Here is a 16,882-nt window from a genome sequence, read left to right as displayed (position 1 = left end):
GGATGGTGGACATGACTCAAACTGCTGAAAAGACAGATCTCGCTCAGATTGGCGTTGTGGGCCTTGCCGTCATGGGCTCTAACCTGGCGCGCAACTTTGCTCGCAATGGCAACACAGTTGCGGTGTACAACCGCAGCCCCGAGAAGACCCGTGCACTCATCGCAGAGCACGGCGAGGAAGGTCACTTCATTCCGTCTGAAACCGTCGAGGATTTCGTTGCCTCGCTGGAGCGCCCGCGCAAGGCCATCATCATGGTTCAGGCAGGAAAGGCTACCGATGCCGTCATCAACCAGCTGGCTGACGCCATGGATGAGGGCGATATCATCATCGACGGCGGTAACGCGCTGTTCACGGACACCATTCGCCGTGAGAAGGAGGTCGCTGAAAAGGGCCGCCACTTTGTCGGCGCCGGCATTTCCGGTGGCGAGGAAGGCGCGCTCAACGGCCCCTCCATCATGCCAGGAGGTCCAGCCGAGTCCTGGGAGACCCTCGGCCCCATCCTGGAGTCCATCGCGGCCAACGTTGATGGCACTCCCTGTGTCACCCACATCGGCCCCGATGGCGCCGGCCACTTCGTAAAGATGGTTCACAACGGCATCGAATACGCCGATATGCAGGTCATCGGTGAGGCTTACCAGCTGCTGCGTTACGGCGCAGGTATGGAGCCCGCGGAAATCGCAGAAATTTTCCGCGAGTGGAACTCCGGTGACCTCGACTCTTACCTCATTGAAATCACCGCCGAGGTTCTGGCACAGAAGGATCCGGAGACGGGCGCCCCGCTTGTCGACGTCATCGTGGACGCCGCCGGACAGAAGGGTACCGGACGCTGGACTGCCATTAACGGCCTCGAGCTCGGCGTGCCTATTACCGGTATTGCCGAATCTGTCTTCGCCCGCGCCCTGTCCTCTTCCACCGCACAGCGCGTTGCCGCGCAGGAAGGCCAGCTCCCATCCGGCACTATCAAGCAACTCGACGTCGATAAGGCCGAATTCATCGAGGACGTTCGCCGCGCACTCTATGCTGCCAAGCTCATCGCCTACTCCCAGGGTTTCGACGAAATTAAGGCCGGCTCTGAAGAGTTTGGCTGGGACGTGGACCCACGCGATCTAGCCACTATCTGGCGCGGCGGCTGCATCATTCGCGCCAAGTTCCTCGACCGCATCCGCGAGGCCTACGACAACAATGCTGACCTGCCCGCACTCATCCTGGATCCGTACTTCAAGGGCGAGTTGGAAGGCCTCATCGACCCGTGGCGCCGCGTCGTCGTCGCAGCAACCCAGTTGGGCCTGCCGGCACCAGTGTTTGCGTCGTCCCTTGCTTACTACGACAGCCTGCGCGCTGAGCGTCTGCCCGCTGCTCTGATCCAGGGCCAGCGTGATTTCTTCGGCGCCCACACCTTCAAGCGCGTGGACCGCGAAGGTACCTTCCACATCGAGTGGTCGGGTGACCGTTCCTTGAGCGAGTACTAAGCTCAGTCATCGGCCACGACACGTACAAGCCCCTCCTCGTGAGGGGCTTGTTTCGTATCGTTTGTGCCTTAGTGTTTCGGCTACTTTTCTTATTTACGGTCGCGCTCGACAATCCCGGCATCGACGAGCGGTTGGCGCAGCAGTACCTGACTCGTGTCGGAGATGTATTCGATCGCGGCAGTCTCCCCCGCAAGAACTTCCGACATCACGAATTCCTTCTGGCCTTCATGCGAGTTGTAGATCAGGAAAAGCATCGAACCGCGGGTCGTTTTCACTTCATTAGCCCGTCCAGCTAGATTAAGTCTGCTTGAAAGGCTCCCTAATTTTCCTACGTGCTCCTTGACCGGTTTCGCTGCGGCAGCAATGGCGTCCTTATTTCTGGTGTAGTTGACTTGGAGTTCGCCCTCCTTACCGAAGAAGCAGGTAATCGTCGGCACCATGCCACTAGAGAAAAATCCCTGGTCATCAGGCTTTCCGAAGAATGAGGCGCTTTGGATACACGTGTCCGTCAACCCAGCGAGCTCTTCCGGCACTGGGGCTTCAACAATCTCACCTTCTCGGATCTTATCCGCCTCCTCCATAGACAGCGAGTGGTCGAAGTAGTCAGCGGGCAAGCCTTCCAGCGGCGCGAGAGGTGCGGCCTCGACCTGTGTGGCCTCTTCGTTGTGGGAAGTGGGATTCTTAGAAGCCTCTGCGGCCTCACTCGGGCTCGGAACCGCTGAAACCTCCGTGGTCATCTCCACAGCCGTCGGCGTCTCGCTCAGTGGCGCTCCGAGGTGCGAATCCTCTCTATCGTTGCCTGAAATCAGGCGGTATGCCGCGAAACCGAGACCGGCCAGAACCAGCGCAAGGATGAGAAATACAAGAATAATCCATCGTGCGGTCGAGGACGATGATCTCTGCGGCTCATCGACTGCGGGAAAGGGCTGCGCTCCTGTTCCATAGGGGACAGACTGATGCGCTGCGTATGGGTCAGGATGATTGACATTGGTGTGCGGTTGGTGCGAATTCTGGTTGCCCTGCGGATAAGGCGACTGATTGTGAGGGGGCGTCATGCTTGACAAAGTAGCAAAATCCCAGCACACACTCTCGCCAAGGTAATAAGACATGGGTGGAAGTCCCCGCAAGCCGCAACGTTGAGCACCTGAGCAGCTAACGGCAAGCTACACGGTGATGGGCGTATCAGTCATTTCGGTATCACTGCCACGAACACTAGACTTGTGAAGCAATGACTACTTTTGCCGAACTCGGCCTTCCCCGTGACGTTGTGCGTGTCCTAGACAAGCAGGGCATCACAACTCCTTTCCCAATCCAAGCAGCCGCAATTCCGGATGCCCTCGCCGGAAGAGATATCCTCGGCCGCGGGCCAACCGGTTCCGGCAAGACTTTCACTTTTGGTCTGCCGATGCTCGCCCGATTGGCGGAATCCGGAGCCTCACGTCCTGCCCGCCCGCGTGGACTCGTTTTGGCACCGACGCGTGAGCTCGCCACCCAGATTCAGCAGCGACTCAACGAACCTGCAGCAGCTCTGGGGCTGCGTGTGCTCGCAGTGGTCGGCGGTATCAACATCAACAACCATATTCGCTCTCTTGCCCGGCCGGTAGACCTACTCGTTGCCACACCGGGCCGCGCGCAGGATCTCATTGATCAGGGCAAGTTGTTTTTTGATGATGTCACCATCACGGCACTGGACGAAGCTGACCAGATGGCGGACATGGGCTTCCTCCCCCAGGTGCGGAAGCTACTCAAGCTCACACCGGATAACGGGCAACGTCTGCTGTTCTCCGCAACCCTCGACGGAGAGGTCAACAAGCTGGTGAACCAGTTCATGCATGACCCCGTCACTCACTCGACTGCACCGGTTGAAGCAGCGGTGGACACGATGGATCACCACCTGATTTTCGTTGGCACACGTGAAGCTCGTAATGACGTCGTGCTGCGCCTAGGCGCACGCAAGGGTAAGACCATCATGTTTATGCGCACGAAACATGGTGTCGACCGCCAAGCCAAGAAGCTGCGCCGAGTTGGTATCAACGCGCTTCCCCTGCACGGCGATAAGGGCCAAGGCTCGAGGACTAAAGCCATCGAAGGTTTCGCCGATGGCAGCGTGCCAGTCCTTGTCGCCACCGACATTGCGGCTCGCGGCATCGACATCGCGGACGTATCGCTCGTCGTCCACGTTGACCCGCCCGCTGAGCACAAAGCCTACCTACACCGCTCGGGGCGCACGGCGCGCGGCGGCGAGTCCGGAACCGTCGTTACGCTCGTCACCGATGAACAGCGCGACGAGGTAGCCAAGCTCATTAAAAAGGCCGGTGTTGAGCATACGGATCTCGACATCAGCGTTCGACAGAACCCAGCCAGCAGCCCAGATCTAGCCCAGATGACAGGAGCTCGTAAACCTTCAGGCGAGCCGCTTGGACCGCCACACCAGCAACAGCCGAAGAAGCGAACCCAGAAGACTCCCCAGAAACACGCTAAAGAGCAGACTTCACACCGCCGAGCAGGAAGCCAAAGCCAGCGTGGACGCCGCCGAAACCAGCGTCGCCGGACAGGACATTCGGGTCAGCGATGATTCTCCAGCCCAAGGATTGGCAGGCCCGGATGCGTGCGCACGAGGAAGCTGCGGATGAGTACCTTACTCGCTATCGCCATCCAGGTTCCTACCATCCTGTGTATGACTTTCTCTTCGAGTACTATCCTGTGCGACCATCGCACTTGCGCCGTTGGCACCCTGGCCTCGGCGTGGTACTTGCCGGGGATACGGTGCCGCATGAGGAGTGGCGTTTCTACCACCACAGCGACGCGGGCATCACACTCGACAGCGAGGCTTTCTTAGAAAAGCGTGGCGGTACGGTGCGCTACATCCTGGAATTGCTCGATAAGACCACTCACAACCCTAGTCAATTCGATTGTTTTGGCCTGCATGAATGGGCAATGGTCTACCACACTGATTCCCCTCGCCACGATCTGCCTTTGCGGCTGGGGGCAGAGGGGACGAATGAGGTCGTCGACAAGCACCGCATCAAATGCACACACTACGATGCCTTTCGTTTCTTCACTCAACCTGCACGTCCGCTTAACCTTACGGTCCTGACTCGTGAGGACCAGCCGCAGCACGACCAAGCCGGGTGTGTGCACGCAACGATGGATCTCTACAAATGGGCGTGGAAATTGGGGCCGCTCGTTCCCGGTGAGCTCTTTTTGGACACCTTCCGGCTGGCGGTGGCTGCCCGCACATTAGACATGGAGGCTTCGCCATATGACTGCCGCGACTGGGGTTTCGGGGTCGTGCCCATTGAAACTCCGGAAGGAAAGGCTGAGTATGTACGCCGCCAGCGCGCGCTTTCCGACACCGCCGAGCCTCTCCGCGCGCGGCTTGTCTCCCTTATTCGCACAGCGCTGCCCGCTACAATGAATAACCATTGATGTGACCTGTCGGCGCGCGTGACGTTGAGTCGATAGGTCAAGTGGCCCCCAGCGCGGAAGGAACATGATGGCCCAGCACTCGGATGGAAAGAATAACTACGCACTTGCTCCGTGGCTCATTATCGTGGCCATCCTCGCGGTGCTCGCGCTTGTTATCGGTGGCTTCTTCCTTTTCCGTGGAAATGACCCTGCTTCATCCGAGACCGTGGCAGAAAAATCCTCCACAGCGCTTACGCCCGAGGAGACTTCCGGGAACGCCACCACAGCAGTCTCCCCTACCGCGAAGGCAGCTCCATCATCCTCCGTAAGCTCAACATCGACCGAAGCCTCTGAGGACGCGTCATCCTCCACTGTCACTGCGCCTAGCTCGGAGAACAAGCCCGACGGCGCAGCCGATGAGGTCGCACCGAATACGTTGTTCCTCCTCGATACCTCTGAGAATCTCACTCCGTACTTTGATCCGGTAAGCCAAGGTGTAGCTGAGGCCGCACGAGCTGCCGGTGCACAAGGAAGCCAGGTGGGGTTGTGGAACTACTCCTCTCCCATTTCCGCTACCGCTACGGTGGGTTATCGCCAAAACGTAGCTTATGGCGATGCTGACAACGTAGCTTATGCCGCCCAGATGTTTGGCACCGGCGGAGTTCCCCAAACGCGCAGTGCTGTCATCGCGGCCCTGGGCAACGCCACGGACCAAGTGTCCGAGAGCGGAAAGGACACTCGCGTCGTTCTCATCACGACCGGCACGCAGCAGGATATGGATGATGCCTCTTTTACCGAGGCAGTGAAAAATGCACGCGGCGACGGTGTGAGCTTGAGCGTTGTTCATATTGGTGACGGCGACAATGACGCCGAACTAGAAAAGGCAGCGGATTCGTTCACCGCCGTAGCAAATCCCGCCGACCTTACCGAGGACAAGAACAGCATCGCTGCCGCCGCGGGTGCACATTAGCGTCACCCCTAAGCCCAGACGAGTACGAGTTCTATGCCTAACACGTACTAGCTCTTGGGGGTGAAGGCTACTTTCTGGAATGACAAAGCCGCCGCGCACCCCGGTTGGCACTGACGTGAGCAGCAGTGCTGGGATGTGCGGCGGCTAAAGATGTTCCTCAGCGGGCCTCGGGCTTACGAGGTCTTGCGCTTACGACGAGCTGCGAGCTCGTCAAGACCGACGACGACATCAGCCTCTTCTTCCTCCACGATGCGCTCTGCAGGGAAGGAAGTAATGGTGCCGGAGAGTTCCTTCAGGATGCCAGGCACTGCAATTCCGAAGACGCCCTGGCCACCGGCAAGGAGGTCAATGACTTCGTCGTTGGAGCGGCACTCGTAGACGGTCGTACCATCGGAGACAAGGGTAAGCTCAGCCAAGTCATTGACGCCGCGGTCACGCAAAGAGTCCACGGCCAAGCGGATGTTCTGCAGAGAAATGCCCGTATCGAGAAGCCGCTTGACAATCTTGAGGACGAGGACGTCCTTGAAGGAGTACAGACGCTGGGACCCGGAACCACGGGCGGTTCGGATGGAGGGCTTCACCAGATCGGTACGCGCCCAGTAGTCCAGCTGGCGGTAGGTAATGCCAGCCACCTGGCACGCGATGGGCACGCGGTAGCCCAGTTCCTCATCCGGGCCAATATCAAAGAGTGACTCTTGGACGTAGCTTTCGCTCGTGCCGTAGTCCAGCTGGCTTTCGGCCTCGAGATTCTCGATGTAAAGGTCTTTACTGCTCACGTAATTACTCCAATGGTGTTTGAAGGGAGTTCTAGTTTTCTATTAAAGGCCACGCCGTTACCCGCGTCAAGGGTAGACCGCGCTGAACCTCTAGTAGAACTTTAGACTTGTTTCATCCCTTTGTCATCATTAGTCACACGCGTGTCATTAAAAATCTCCCAGGCAGAAAGAAACAGCGGCGCCCTGGACGGGCGCCGCGTGATGATAAACCAAACGGGAATCTAGTTCTCATCCTCCGATTCATCCTCGCTGAAAAGATCCTCTTCGGAGATTCCAGAATCGCGCATTAGCTGCTCAAAATCATCATCTTCCTGGGCTTTCCTTTGAGCAACCCGTTCATTGAAATCACGCAGTCGCTTTTCAGGGAAGGTTTCAGGGGATTCGGACTCACGTTCAAGTCCGTAGTACTCCTTCAGGTCTTCATCACTGATATAGATAGCAACCTCATTGAGCACGTCCTTCTCAAAAGTAATGGGCACGCCATAGTGATCCGCCAACACAAGAGCATCGCACATGCGGGCGTCGTGCTCCTCCCCCGTTCCGTCAATAAGATCCACCATGAATGCACCCTTGCGATATTCCGACACACAGATGCTCTCAATGCCATCGAGTTGATCAGCGAAGGCAATCAGGAGTTCGTAGGTACTGGGCCGCGCATTAAAATGGCGCTCCAACACCTGCATCACACGTGCGCCGTCGATGGGTGACAGCCACACGGGTACGTGGCGGTCTGCTTCTTCCCAATAGAAAAGGGCGCACAGATTGTTTTCGGGGCCGACTGGATGGATACCTAAAAACTTCAGTTCTTCAGAATTCATGGCTTCCACTCTCCCACACTTTTGCAGTGCATGGATGTCGCGCCAGCTCTCACGGCTGAAGCGACAGAAACTACTGCAGGAACTCGTCGCGCAGCTCGGTTTTCACCAGCGTGCTGTGCAGCGAAAGCACCAGCGCTGCCATCTGCTGGGAGAGTTCTTCCGCCTGTTGCGGTGCGGTATCGGACTTCGAGTGAGCGACGGGCGTGGCAACCTGCGCAATAAGGTCAGCTTGCCGGCGAGCCGCGTTGCGCAGGGACTTGAGCTGGCGGGCTTCGAAGCCGAAAGACTCGAGGGCAACCGCAGCCGTGACTATAGACACATCATCTGTGTCGAAGAAGCCGGCCGCGTCTGGTTTGATGAGCCCCACCTTGACCAAGCTCGCAATTTCTTCCTGGGTGGCGCCTGCCTGATCGGCCACGTCGGCATCAGTAAGTCTATTGACCACTGGAGCGCGGAGCTGTTCAGCGCTGATCAGGGCCTCAGCCTGCGAGGACACAATCGCGGTGACTTGGCCGGAGTCCATTGCTTCCAGCTGCTCACGGATGACCTTCAGCGGAGTATAGTTATCGCGCTGCGCAGTCAGAATGTAGCGCAGACGATCCAGATCCTTCTGGTAGTAGCGGCGGTAGCCCTTAGGCGTGCGTTCAGGGGTAATCAGCCCCTCCGACTCAAGGAAGCGAATCTTGGACACCGTGACATCAGGGAACTGCTTTTGCAGGTGCTTCAGCGTCACGCCGATAGACATCGGCTTCTGCTTGGCGGCCTTAGGCTTCCTAGCGGCAGAGGGTGCCGCGACGGCGGAGGAGTTCTGTGCGCTCACGATGGGGACTACTTCTGCTTTCTACACGGTCTTGAGAACACAGCGAGGCAGAGACAACTATCCCCGCCCCGCCGGTTGGAACTTACTTGGCGGCGATGAAGACCAGACGGAACTTACCAATCTGAATCTCGTCACCGACCTCGAGGACCTGTGCGTTACGTGGCTCGCGGTTAACGTAGGTGCCATTGAGGGATCCGACGTCGACGACCTCGAACTGACCATCGTTGGCACGGAACTCAGCGTGGCGGCGGGAGACGGTGACGTCATCGAGGAAGATGTCTGCCTCTGGGTGGCGTCCCGCGGTGGTGGTGGGCTGATCCAGCAGGAAACGCGCACCAGCGTTGGGGCCGCGCTTCACGACGAGCAGCGCCTGGCCCTCAGCCAGGTTCTCAGCGCCAGCGACGGAAGCGTCGGAGCTCGCCGCGGTGCCGTTTTCCATCTCCTTGAGAAGATCGGCGCGGAAGACAGAAGTAGTCTCTGCCTGCGGTTCCGGCGTTCCGGTGTTCTCGCTCATTTTTACCTCCGAAGGGTCGGATCGATGTTGACCTAATCTATATTAGCGACTCCGCTGCCCGCGCGAGCCGCCTCGCTGTAATTTACATTAGCGGAAGATGTTACCTATACCCTTGAGCACCGAATTTCCGCCCCCTGACAGCGGATTATCAGACACCATGTAGGTCCACGTCGCACTCGGCCGGGACAAACCGTGGTCTTCCAGATGTGCACCTTCGGCATCGATGACAACGCTCTTGAATGTATCGACGGCATCATCCACTGCGCGCTGCGCCAAATCCTTAAACTCGCGCACAGCAATGCGGTGATACTCATCGATGGGAGTCTCGCGGGCGATCGCGCGCAAGTGGATGGACTCGCGGACATCGTCCATGAGCTCAAGATGATCTGCCCAGGCTAGATCCAAGTGATAAAGCATGATTTCGCGGGCGGCGCGTTCGCGGGCGGCGGCAGGGACATCGCCAAGCTCGGCGGCTCGGTCAGGCGCACGCTCCGCGAGCTCCTCCCAAGCCTGGGCAGTATCGAGAAGCTTCGCGCGACGCTCATCAATGATGACGCGTTGGTCTGCGAGCAGCTGGTTGTACTTCCAGGTCTGGGCATGAATCTCAAGCAACTGGCCCTCGGTCACGCGTTGGCAATGTGCCACAAAGTCGCTGACTCGCTTGGACTCAATGAGTCCATCGGCATTGGGGCGCGCCGACAGGGATTCATCCTCGCCACCCTGCTGTACGACGTCATCCTCAAGGGACACGAAGAATACCGACATGCCAGGGTCTCCTTGGCGGCCCGCGCGGCCGCGCAGCTGATTGTCTAGGCGGGAGGAACGGTGACGCGAGGTTCCCAGAACAGCAAGACCGCCCTTTTCCACGACAGCATCACGATCTGCTTCATCCGCGCCGCCAAGCTTGATATCGGTACCACGACCTGCCATCTGGGTAGACACGGTCACCCGTCCCACATCGCCGGCCTCGGCCACAATGCGGGCTTCGTCCTCGTCGTTCTTGGCGTTGAGGACGTTGACCGTAATCCCCCGTTCCCTCAGGGCATCGGCCAAATCCTCTGACTCAGCCACATCGTGGGTACCCACGAGAACCGGCTGTCCGGTGGCGTTAATGGCGGCGATCTCTTCGACGATGGCCTTCGACTTATCGTCCACCGTTGCATAGATACGGTCAGCCTCATCGAAGCGCTGCAGCTCCTGGTTGCGATCAATGACGGAGACGTGCAGGTCATAGAACTGACGTAACTGGTCGGTGGCCTCCACCGCCGTACCCGTCATGCCACACACCAGCGGGTAGCGGCGCATCAGTTCCTGGAGGGTAATGGTGTCAAGGATGCGACCGCCCTCGGAAACCTCAAGGCCCTCTTTGGCTTCCACGGCTGCTTGGAGACCATCGGGCCAGCGCTGGAGGTCGGCAACGCGGCCGCGGGAGGCGTCGATAAGCTGCAGCTTGCCGTCCGTAATGATGTAGTGAATATCCCGGATGAGCAGGGCCTTAGCATGCAGTGCCAGGTTAACCTTGACCAGCACCGTTCCGATGTTCTCCTCGGAGTACAAGGAGTCCAGCCCCAGCTCGCGCTCAACCCGCGCCGCGCCCTCATCCGTGAGCGCAACCGTGCGCCCATCCTCCGCAATGACGTAATCGTGTTCTTCGCGTAGTCGGGAGACCACATTGGTGATGTGGCCCGTCGATTCTTCGCCCGGCCGGTTTCCAGCGAGAACTAGCGGCACGAGGGCTTCATCAACGAGGACGGAGTCGGCCTCGTCCACAAGCGCTACATCTGCGCGGGCTTGGACCGTTTGCTCACGCGAGGTGATTTGGTTATCGCGCAACACGTCAAAGCCCAGTTCATTGACCGGGGCATAAATAATGTCCGCTTGATAAGCCGCGCGGCGCTCTTCTGGTCCGAGCTTTTCCGTCACGGAAGCCACGGTAAGTCCGAAGAACTCGACGAGCGGGCGCATCCACTCAGCGTCGCGCGCAGCAAGGTAATTGTTCACTGTCACCAGGTGCACGCGCTTGCCAGTCAGCGCAAAGCCCGTTGCTGCCATGGCTCCCACGAGCGTCTTGCCCTCTCCGGTGGCCATCTGGATGACATCGCCCTCCAGCAAACGCAGGACTGCCTGCGACTGCACGTTGAAGGGGCGCATCCCCAACTTGCGCTCACTCGCAACGGCAAGTGCCGCGAGGAAGCGGGACTTATCCGCAATGGCACCATCCTTGACGCAGGCGCGGGCGGCGTCGGCCACAGCGGCATCATCCAGCGCAGCAACATCTTCCACAGCCGAATCCGCGGCTGCCACTACAGCCTTAGATTTCTTGTTGTTGCGCTCGGACTGCGCGCCCATCGCCTTCCAGAACCAATCGAATGCACCCATGAGCACTCCTCACCTTTCTGTGCGGCCTACACATCTCCCTTCGACTTTAGTCAACCCCGGTTCGCCGGCGCGCACTTGCCCTTATATCCTTATGAGCATGCAATCCGTGAACGTGACGCTCCCCTCCAGCACCGGCACCACGATGGCCGGCACCATCGATTTTCCTGACACCCCGCCGCAAGCATTCGCCATTTTTGCGCACTGCTTCGCCGGCTCCCGCCACACCCCGGGCGCAGCTCGCGTGAGTAAGCAGCTCACCAATTTTGGTATCGCTACCCTGCGCTTCGACTTCCCCGGCCTAGGCCAGTCCGAGGGCAACTTCAGCGAAACCAACTTCAGCCAGAACGTCGCGGACATCCAGGCCGCAGCAGAGTGGCTGGCTGAGAACTACTCCGCCCCGCAGCTGCTCATGGGTCACTCTCTGGGTGGCGCAGCTTCTCTCGCCGCCGCGAATGACATCCGTTCACTCAAGGCCGTGGCCACGATTGGCGCACCGTTCGACCCAGCGCACTCAGTTCTTCACTATGCCGACAAGATTGGTGAAGTCGACGCCAACGGTGAAGTTGAAGTGACCCTAGGTGGTCGCGCCCTCATCATTTCCCGCCACTTCCTCGAGGACCTCGCGGAGACCAACCCGGAAGCGTACCTCCCACGCCTGCGCAAACCACTGTTGTTGCTGCACTCCCCGATTGACCAGACCGTCGGCATCGATAACGCCCAAAATATCTTCCTCACCACGCGCTACCCCAAGTCCCTTGTCGCCTTGGATAAGGCCGATCACTTGGTAACGAAGCAGGGAGCCGCCGCACGCGCCGCTGACCTGATCGGCGCCTGGGCGGAGCAGTACATCGTGCCAGAAAACCTGCCTGAACCGGTCGCTGCTGACACAGCCGTGGCCACCCCCGCGGTGGGCACGCGCATGGGCGTTGTCGTGCGCAACAACGAACGTGCCGTGACCGCTGACCGCACGAAGAAGGGCGGCGGCAAGGGACAGGGCTTTACCGCCGAAGGTCTGCTGATGTCCGCACTTGCCACCGCTACAACACAGGCGCTCAAAGCTGCGGGCAAGGAGCAGAAGGTCGACACACAGGCACTGGAGTCACTCACCGTCACCGTCACGCAGGACTCTGAGCGTTCTTTCACCCGCACCATTTCCCTTCCGGATTCCTTGAGCGCTGCTCAACGTACCGCGCTTGTCGACGCCTCCACGGCCACCCCCATCGATTCCCTCCTTGATGCCACCGTCACCACCACCGTCGTGACGAGCGAGACCGTCACCACCACCGCCTAGGCACGCCGATGATTGTCCTCAATCCCCTCGAACCTGGGGCACGTTGTCCCTGCGGAACCGGCCTCACTTTTGGCGAGTGTTGCTCGCGGTATCACGCTGGTGCACCCGCCCCCTCTGCGGAAGCACTCATGCGCTCCCGGTTTAGCGCTTTCGTCACCGGCGACGAAGAGTACCTCCTACGCACGTGGGATCCCAGAACCCGCCCTGAGCGCCTCGATCTGGCCGAGACCGGAATCCGCTTCTACCGGCTGGATATCCTCGACACCGTGGCTGGCGGGCCTCTTGACGACACTGGTGTCGTCGGGTTTGAGGCATTTTACAAGGGCGCTGCCACAGGGTCCCAGCGCGAGCGCTCCTCCTTCCGCCGCCAGGACGGGCTGTGGGTGTACTCCGCTGGTGAGTTCTAGTACCTTCGGGCAAAGCCCTCGCCCCATCCAACCGCTGAGCGAAATACACCCCCGAACAGCAATTTGTTGAAGCGAATACCGCTGGTGTAATCTGTAGCAGTTGCACCAATGAGTGCGACGGCGGACTATGGCGCAGTTTGGTAGCGCACTACACTGGGGGTGTAGGGGTCGCAGGTTCAAATCCTGTTAGTCCGACAGCTTTCCGGCTGGTCAGAGAAGTTCTGACCAGCTTTCATTGTTTTATTGTTCGTCCGTCCGGATGTCGTAGTCTACGAGCCCGTCTACAAGGTGAACTCGGCGGGGACTCGAGGACGCAATGTCCTCATCGTGAGTGACCACGACAATCGTCGTGCCCGCAGAGTTGATATCACGGAAGATGTCCATCACTTGGCGGCTATTCTCACTGTCCAACGCACCCGTGGGCTCATCAGCGAAGATGATGCGCGGTTCATTGATCAACGCGCGGCAGATGCCGACTCGTTGGAGTTGGCCGCCCGAAGCTTCGGTGATGTCGCGGCCCGCTAGGGGTTCTACGCCCAAGTTCTGCATGAGTTCGTGTGCGCGTTCCACGAGCTCATCCCGCGGCGCAAGGCCGGCAAGGAAGGCTGGGAAAATGATGTTGTCGAGCACATTGAGGTTAGTCAGCAGGTGGATCTGTTGGAAGACAAAGCCCATGTGGGTCAGTCGCAGTCGCGCCAATTCCTTCTGGCTGAGCTGGGTGAGGTCCTCGCCGCACAGTGTCACCTGCCCCGAGGAAACGCTATCCATTCCACTGAGCGCATACAGCAGTGTGGATTTTCCTGAGCCAGAAGGCCCAGTAATGGCTACCATGTCCCCGGCAGCAATGTCGACGCTAATTCCGTGAAGCACGGTGTTATCGCCGAAAGCCTTGGTTACGTTGCGGGCGGACAGAATGGTTGTCATTGCGCAGTCACCTCCGTGATATGGGTACGGCTGATGGAGCGGCTACCCAGCCACGTGGCAGCGGCAACCGAAAGAGAAAGAACGAGAGGAACAAGACCATAAACCAACCAGGGATTAACCATGAGCTGAATCTGGCTGCCACCTTGACCGGCCGCCTCCATCCCGCCGAAGATGAGTTCCATTCCGAGGTTGAACACACCTTCCCCGGCGATGAGGGCCAACACCATTCCTACCGGAACCGCGCACGCCAGCACGGACAGAGTCCGAGTGAGGTACTGGGTGCGGATGCCGTCGTCGGTATTTCCCAACGCGCGCTGAATGGCAATCGGCGTCGAATCAGTAGCAATAAGCATACGTACGAACATCAGCGTGATCAGGGCTGCGAGCAGTGCCGCTGTGGCCAGGATAATGAGAGCTACCGTACGCAGGGAGCGTGCTACAGGTCCAAAGGTTTGCTCTGCCATGGTCTCCAAGGCGACGGGATTAGCTTTAGGCCAACGGTGAGACCACTCCTCCAGGACGTCCGCAGGCTCAACGCCAGGTTGAAGATCAACCAACACCGTGTACCACGTGACATCTTCAGGCTTTGTATCCAGCAGCGCTTTGGCAGTCTTACCACCGTTGGTGATGTCCTGGTATGAACCAACGATGGTCAGAGGTTTCAGTTCTCCCCGTACTTCCACGGGAATCGTCTCCCCCACCTCATATCCGGTTGCGCTCAAGGACATCAGCGGCAGCGCGATCTCATCAGGGGTATGTGGTGCACGGCCTTCGACATAGGCGGTGGGCATGGTGTCGTGGTCGCCGCTGACGATGTTCATGCTGATGCGTTCTCCAGAAACCGCGAGAACATCGTGACGGGACGTTGTGGTGAGGACGTGGTGAGCCACGGAATCGGCGTGGTGTAGGGTGGCGTCAATGTCGTGAGCAATGTCCGCGTCTGCAGGTGATTCCGCTCGCCAGCCCATGTACACGTCTGCCTGCGCGATACCCATATAGGTGCTAAACCGTGGATCATTGGCTGTGTTGGCTGCAGCGGTGGGCACAATGACGATGAAGGTAGAAATTACCAGAACGCAGAAAAGAAGGACGTGCGCGCTCAGTCCACGCAACAGCGCTATAAAGCCCAGACGAATATTGGTCGGTGTCCGCTTCGCCGTAGCGAGGCGGAGGCGCGGTCCCCTGCCAACCTCCTGTGTGCCTCCTGCTCGGAGGGCCTCTACGGCGCTCGTGCGCCCCACCCTGCGCAACATGACGAGGACAAATAGCACGGTCAGAACAAACATCAGCAGCGCGCCACACATCGCGCCGGCCACGCCCGCCGCACTATGCTGCACGCCTTGGTAGGCAGATAGCCGCTGAGTCATCAGGGGTAACAACCCTAGACCAAGCGCCAACCCCACTACGGCAGCGACGGCAGCTAGCGCAGTGTATTTCACCAAATAAAGCCGCCGGATCCGGCTTGTGGGGACGCCAATAGCGCTGAGCACGCCAATCTCCTTGGCGTCGTGGCGCAACGTTGTCAAAAACGACAAGCGCAGAACGAGCAACCCCACGATGAGAAGAAGCAACGACGCCAAGATGATCGCTCCGGCACTAAACCCCTCGCCTACTGCAATGAACATGCGGAAGGTGGCACGGTCCACCGTAGGGCCATTAGTCGGCAATCCTGCATCCATGTATGCGGTGCTCACAGTTGGGATCTGGGTGTCCGGGTCCTGTACCCACAACTCGATGAGGTACTCTCGCGTGCCGTAGTTACGAGCGATATCCACAAAATCCGCGTCGTTGACCGCGATACGCTTAGAACCGGCAATCGGTGGATTCATGATGGAATCCCTCGTGAAACCAACAACCGTCAAGGATCGCGCGCCGGGACCAGTGCCGATCTCCACAACGTCCCCTACCTGCAGGGAACCCTCAATCTTGTACATGATGGGCATGATGACGGTGCCGGGCTCTACCGCTCCAATGGGCTGGTTGTCCTCATCGAGTAAGAGGTCCCCACTCTTCGGCGGAACAACAAGTGAGTTCTGCTGGACGTTATTGCGTTGGTCCACACCAGCGAAGACAAGGTCGGAGCTGTTGAGCGTGAGGAGCTCCACGATCTGGTGGTCGGTGACATTCGGGGTGTCCTGGGCAAATCTGTCAATGCTGTGCTTATCGACGTCTCCTGCGTGCATCTGCACGAGGTGTGGTGCCCGCGCTTGGTCGAGCAAAGCATCGGCTGCCCCGCCCAATTGCGCGATGAGCCCAGCACTTGCCGTCGCCAGCGCGACCGAGACCGCCATGAGGGCCGTAACTGCAAAGGTCAACACGGTATTTCGACGGACATCGTTGCGAAGCATTCTGCCAAACATTGGGTGGATCACCTCACCGTCGAAAGAGAGCCTTACTCTGTAAGGTTGAGTTTACTTCAGCACCCCCTCCCACGTACGGATTATGCGACATGATGTACCCCAGGACATCCCTCCATAGGCGATACCTCCCGAGTTAGCAAACAACACAAAGAAGCCACCGTGCCCGGCAAAGATACCGGAGACGGTGGCCTTGATTGCTCGCTCTAGGGTTTACAGAGCCTTTGGCACAGTAGCTAGCGCATCCTTAGCGGCCAGCACGCCACGGAATGCCTTCCTTAGGCAGGTAACCCAGCAGGTAAAGGTAATCCATCGCACCAAGTACAGAGACGATGAGGCCGCCACCAAGAAGGGCCGCGAGGAAGGAATAGCCAACCATAGAGGACATATCGGCGTCCTTGCCATCCTTACCGTCCTTGCCGTCGACGCCATCACGGCCGTTAAGACCGTTCAGGCCATCGCGACCATCTTGCCCGTTGATACCATCGCGACCTGGTGCGCCGTTGGCACCGTTCATGCCATTCGCACCATCACGGCCATCTTTGCCGTCAACGCCATCTTTACCGTCGCGGCCCGACTCGCCATCTTTGCCGTCGACACCGTCCTTGCCATCGCGGCCGTCACGACCATCGCGGCCGTCACGACCATCGCGACCGTCACGACCTGTCTCGCCATCTTTACCGTCACGGCCGTCACGACCGTCGCGGCCGTCACGACCTGGCTCGCCATCTTTGCCGTCCTTGCCATCG

General features: G+C 59.0%; 14 protein-coding genes, 1 tRNA gene and 1 pseudogene. 7 read left to right on the top strand and 9 right to left on the bottom strand.

The annotated features are described in order from the left end of the window. Positions 1 to 11 precede the first annotated feature (11 nt). A complete protein-coding gene (gndA, locus tag HMPREF3149_RS02560) occupies positions 12 to 1,469 on the top strand; it encodes an NADP-dependent phosphogluconate dehydrogenase (protein WP_070536373.1) in 1,458 nt (485 codons plus the stop codon). Between the two features lie 89 nt (positions 1,470 to 1,558). Here gndA and HMPREF3149_RS02555 read toward each other — a convergent pair whose 3' ends face one another. Beyond that, positions 1,559 to 2,524 (bottom strand): hypothetical protein, encoded by a 966-nt coding sequence (locus tag HMPREF3149_RS02555; RefSeq protein ID WP_141741436.1) that lies wholly within the window; start codon positions 2,522 to 2,524, stop codon positions 1,559 to 1,561. A 173-nt stretch (positions 2,525 to 2,697) separates the two neighbouring features. Between HMPREF3149_RS02555 and HMPREF3149_RS02550 the strand changes: the two genes are divergently transcribed. The 3 genes from HMPREF3149_RS02550 (at position 2,698) to HMPREF3149_RS02540 (ending at position 5,847) form a co-directional block, all read left to right on the top strand. Further along, positions 2,698 to 4,044 (top strand): DEAD/DEAH box helicase, encoded by a 1,347-nt coding sequence (locus HMPREF3149_RS02550; protein ID WP_070536368.1) that lies wholly within the window; start codon positions 2,698 to 2,700, stop codon positions 4,042 to 4,044. Continuing rightward, complete coding sequence (locus HMPREF3149_RS02545; protein ID WP_070536366.1) at positions 4,041 to 4,898, top strand: 3-methyladenine DNA glycosylase; 858 nt, start codon at positions 4,041 to 4,043, stop codon at positions 4,896 to 4,898. Before HMPREF3149_RS02550 ends, HMPREF3149_RS02545 begins: the two co-directional genes overlap by 4 nt. Before the next feature lie 67 nt (positions 4,899 to 4,965). Further along, positions 4,966 to 5,847 (top strand): vWA domain-containing protein, encoded by an 882-nt coding sequence (locus tag HMPREF3149_RS02540; protein ID WP_070536363.1) that lies wholly within the window; start codon positions 4,966 to 4,968, stop codon positions 5,845 to 5,847. A 173-nt stretch (positions 5,848 to 6,020) separates the two neighbouring features. Here HMPREF3149_RS02540 and HMPREF3149_RS02535 read toward each other — a convergent pair whose 3' ends face one another. From HMPREF3149_RS02535 to secA2, 5 genes are all read right to left on the bottom strand, one after another. Continuing rightward, positions 6,021 to 6,575, bottom strand: a complete 555-nt coding sequence (locus tag HMPREF3149_RS02535; protein ID WP_141741443.1) for a MerR family transcriptional regulator — start codon at positions 6,573 to 6,575, stop codon at positions 6,021 to 6,023. A 269-nt stretch (positions 6,576 to 6,844) separates the two neighbouring features. Beyond that, positions 6,845 to 7,441 carry a bifunctional nuclease family protein gene (locus tag HMPREF3149_RS02530; protein ID WP_070536693.1) on the bottom strand — a complete coding sequence of 199 codons (597 nt, stop codon included), beginning with the start codon at positions 7,439 to 7,441 and terminating at the stop codon, positions 6,845 to 6,847. Positions 7,442 to 7,511: 70 nt separating this feature from the next. Then, entirely contained in the window at positions 7,512 to 8,261 is a 750-nt protein-coding gene (locus tag HMPREF3149_RS02525) for a transcriptional regulator FtsR (RefSeq protein WP_070536361.1), read from the bottom strand. An 82-nt stretch (positions 8,262 to 8,343) separates the two neighbouring features. Next, positions 8,344 to 8,775, bottom strand: coding sequence for an oxoglutarate dehydrogenase inhibitor Odhl (odhI, locus tag HMPREF3149_RS02520; protein WP_070536359.1), 432 nt, complete (start codon positions 8,773 to 8,775; stop codon positions 8,344 to 8,346). 87 nt (positions 8,776 to 8,862) lie between these two features. Then, positions 8,863 to 11,154 carry an accessory Sec system translocase SecA2 gene (gene secA2 / locus HMPREF3149_RS02515; protein ID WP_070536357.1) on the bottom strand — a complete coding sequence of 764 codons (2,292 nt, stop codon included), beginning with the start codon at positions 11,152 to 11,154 and terminating at the stop codon, positions 8,863 to 8,865. A gap of 97 nt (positions 11,155 to 11,251) precedes the next feature. Between secA2 and HMPREF3149_RS02510 the strand changes: the two genes are divergently transcribed. The 3 genes from HMPREF3149_RS02510 to HMPREF3149_RS02500 all read left to right on the top strand — a co-directional run bounded on the left by HMPREF3149_RS02510 (position 11,252) and on the right by HMPREF3149_RS02500 (position 13,047). Beyond that, positions 11,252 to 12,445 (top strand): bifunctional alpha/beta hydrolase/OsmC family protein, encoded by a 1,194-nt coding sequence (locus HMPREF3149_RS02510; protein ID WP_210385395.1) that lies wholly within the window; start codon positions 11,252 to 11,254, stop codon positions 12,443 to 12,445. A gap of 8 nt (positions 12,446 to 12,453) precedes the next feature. Further along, positions 12,454 to 12,852, top strand: a complete 399-nt coding sequence (locus HMPREF3149_RS02505) for a YchJ family protein (RefSeq protein WP_070536353.1) — start codon at positions 12,454 to 12,456, stop codon at positions 12,850 to 12,852. 121 nt (positions 12,853 to 12,973) lie between these two features. Further along, positions 12,974 to 13,047: transfer RNA gene (locus HMPREF3149_RS02500), tRNA-Pro, on the top strand. Positions 13,048 to 13,092: 45 nt separating this feature from the next. On the opposite strand, the gene HMPREF3149_RS02495 is transcribed toward HMPREF3149_RS02500, so the two are convergent. The 3 genes and pseudogenes from HMPREF3149_RS02495 to HMPREF3149_RS13525 all read right to left on the bottom strand — a co-directional run. Beyond that, complete coding sequence (locus HMPREF3149_RS02495; RefSeq protein ID WP_070536352.1) at positions 13,093 to 13,776, bottom strand: ABC transporter ATP-binding protein; 684 nt, start codon at positions 13,774 to 13,776, stop codon at positions 13,093 to 13,095. Continuing rightward, positions 13,773 to 16,124, bottom strand: a complete 2,352-nt coding sequence (locus HMPREF3149_RS02490) for an FtsX-like permease family protein (RefSeq protein WP_168162173.1) — start codon at positions 16,122 to 16,124, stop codon at positions 13,773 to 13,775. The genes HMPREF3149_RS02495 and HMPREF3149_RS02490 overlap by 4 nt, the downstream gene beginning before the upstream one ends. A 256-nt stretch (positions 16,125 to 16,380) precedes the next feature. Further along, a pseudogene (locus tag HMPREF3149_RS13525) lies at positions 16,381 to 16,882 on the bottom strand (collagen-like protein); the annotation flags it as partial.

It is taken from the genome of Corynebacterium sp. HMSC05E07 (assembly GCF_001807225.1).
Classification (GTDB): domain Bacteria; phylum Actinomycetota; class Actinomycetes; order Mycobacteriales; family Mycobacteriaceae; genus Corynebacterium; species Corynebacterium singulare.
Note: the sequence above shows the minus strand (reverse complement) of the source record. Positions and strands in the feature narration are given on the sequence as shown.